The sequence below is a fragment of the Rhodococcus sp. CX genome, from assembly GCF_015865005.1.
Classification (GTDB): Bacteria; Actinomycetota; Actinomycetes; order Mycobacteriales; family Mycobacteriaceae; genus Rhodococcus.
In genome coordinates, this window is sequence record NZ_JADZGH010000269.1 from 4,773 (window position 1) to 7,230 (window position 2,458).

Below are 2,458 nucleotides of genomic sequence, written 5' to 3' on the forward strand. Positions count from 1 at the left end.
CGGTCATGGCGATCGCGCAACTCGTCCTCGCGACCACCGAATCGCTTCCCGTCGCCTACGCGGCCCGGGTGTTCGTCGGCGCCGGTGACGCGCTGACGTTCATCTCGGTGCTGCGGCTGGTTCCGGTGTGGTTCGAGCCGCGGCGGGTACCGCTGATGTCCCAGCTGACCGGCATCCTCGGTCAGCTGGGGCAGGTGCTCTCCGCGGTGCCGTTCGTCCTGATCCTGTCCGGCGCCGGCTGGACCGCCGCGTACGGAAGCGCCGCGGCGCTCGGCGTGCTCGCGTGTGTGCTGGTCGTCGCGATCGTGCGCGACGCACCGCCCGGCGTCGAGGTGCGCTCGGAACCGGCCGGTCTGCGCGCGGTCGGTGGGCAGATCGCCGTCGTGTGGAAGCGCCCGGGCACCCGGCTCGGGTTCTTCACGCACATGGGCACCCAGTTCTCGGTCACCACGTTCGCGCTGATGTGGGGCATCCCGTACCTGCAGTCCGCGCAGGGCCTGTCCGCCGCGGCGGCCGGTTCGCTGCTCACCGTGTCGGTGGCGACCGCCATCCTCGCCGGACCGATCCTCGGCGTGCTGTCGGGGCGGTTCCCGAACCACAGGTCCTGGCTGGTGCTCGGCAGCGTGCTCGCCAGCGTCACCATGTGGTCGGTGGTGCTGGCGTTGCCGGGCCCCGCCCCGCTGTGGCTGCTGGTGCTGCTGATCATCGTCATCTCGGTCGGCGGCCCCGGTTCGATGATCGGCTTCGACTACGCCCGCGCCTTCAACCCGAGCACGGCGCTGGGCACCGCCAACGGCATCGTGAACATCGGCGGCTTCCTCGCGACCCTCATCGTCGTGCAGGTCATGGGTATCGTGCTCGAGCGGCTCGGCGGATACACGTTCGATTCGTTCCGGGTGGCCTGGCTGGCGCAGTACCCGATCTGGGCGATCGCGATCACCGGCATCCTGATCTCACGCGGCAAGGCCCGCCGCGTCGCGGGGGTGTCACCCCGCACGCTTCGGCAGGTGTTGTTCGACCGTTCCGGCGACCGGCGCCGACAGCCGGCGGACTCGGACGAGAACACGTAGCCGAAAGCCGCACGGCCGGAAGACATCCGCGCGCTGCCGACACCGCGCTGCTGTCCTTCCGCTCGGTGAATACAGAAACGCCCCCGCGGTTCCGGACGGAAACCGCGGGGGCGTCTGAGCTCAGGATCTACTTGTAGGAGTAGAAGCCCTCACCGGTCTTGCGGCCGAGGCGACCGGCGTCGACCATGCGGCGCGAGGTGCGGCTCGGCGAACTCGTCGTACAGCGACTGTGCCGCGTTGAGCGCGACATCGAGGCCGACGGTGTCGAGCAGCGTGAGCGGACCCATCGGGTAGCCGCAGCCACCCTTCATCGCGGCGTCGATGTCTTCCTTCGTCGCGTAGCCCGACTCGAGCATCCGCACCGCCTGGCACAGGTACGGGATGAGAAGGGCGTTGACGATGAAGCCGGCGCGGTCGCCCGCACGGACCGCCGTCTTGCCGAGGGTGTTCTTGACGTAGTCGAAGACGACGTTCGCGGCCTCTTCGTCGGTGGTGAGAGCCGAGATGACCTCGACCAGCGGCATCACCGGCACCGGGTTGAAGAAGTGGACGCCGACGACCTGGCCCGGGCGCTTCGTCGCCTGGGCCATCTTGATGACCGCGAGCGACGACGTGTTCGTCGCCAGGATGGCGCCCGGCTTCACGACCGCGTCGAGCTTGGCGAAGATGTCGGTCTTCAGGGACTCGATCTCGGGTGCGGCCTCGATGACCAGGTCGCGGTCGGCGAGATCGGCCATGTCGGTGGTGACGCGGACTCGCGCGACGGCGGCGTCGGCGTCCTCCTGGCTGATCTTGCCGCGGGCGACACCCTTGTTGATCGAAGTGGTGACGCGGTCGAGGGCCTTGGCGGCGAACTCTTCGCTCGTTTCGAGCACGATCACGTCACTGCCGGCCTTGGCGCACACCTCGGCGATGCCGGCGCCCATCGTGCCGCCGCCGACCACGCCTACCAGTTCAATTGCCACGAAATACTCCTCGGAGACGAAAGTTTGTCCAGACGAAAGTACTGCGGCGGGTTCAGCGGAGCAGCGCGCGGGACATGACGACGCGCTGGATCTGGTTGGTGCCCTCGTAGATCTGGGTGATCTTGGCGTCGCGCATCATGCGCTCGACGGGGAAGTCGGTGGTGTAGCCGGCACCGCCGAACAGCTGCACGGCGTCGGTGGTGACCTCCATGGCGACGTCCGAGGCGAAGCACTTCGCGGCGGCGGAGATGAAGCCGAGGTTGCCCTCGCCGCGCTCGGCGCGAGCTGCGGAGGTGTAGACCATCAGGCGGGCGGCCTCGACCTTCATGGCCATGTCGGCGAGCATGAACTGCACGCCCTGGTTGTCGGCGATCGGCCGGCCGAACTGCTTGCGCTCCTTGACGTAGGCGAGCGCCGCGTCGA

Annotated in this window: 2 protein-coding genes and 1 pseudogene; 1 reads left to right on the top strand and 2 read right to left on the bottom strand. The window is 68.6% G+C overall.

The window, feature by feature from the left end; genetic code table 11:
- Nucleotides 1-1,070 (top strand): nitrate/nitrite transporter (locus tag I0Q12_RS29920; RefSeq protein ID WP_231611724.1); only part of this gene is annotated, 1,070 nt, incomplete at its 5' end.
- 127 nt (nucleotides 1,071-1,197) lie between these two features.
- Here I0Q12_RS29920 and I0Q12_RS29925 read toward each other — a convergent pair.
- Both I0Q12_RS29925 and I0Q12_RS34360 read right to left on the bottom strand, forming a co-directional pair.
- Nucleotides 1,198-2,029, bottom strand: a pseudogene (locus I0Q12_RS29925) (3-hydroxybutyryl-CoA dehydrogenase).
- Nucleotides 2,030-2,087: 58 nt separating this feature from the next.
- Nucleotides 2,088-2,458, bottom strand: a 371-nt coding sequence (locus tag I0Q12_RS34360) for an acyl-CoA dehydrogenase family protein (protein WP_269437718.1), incomplete at its 5' end; no start/stop codon positions are given.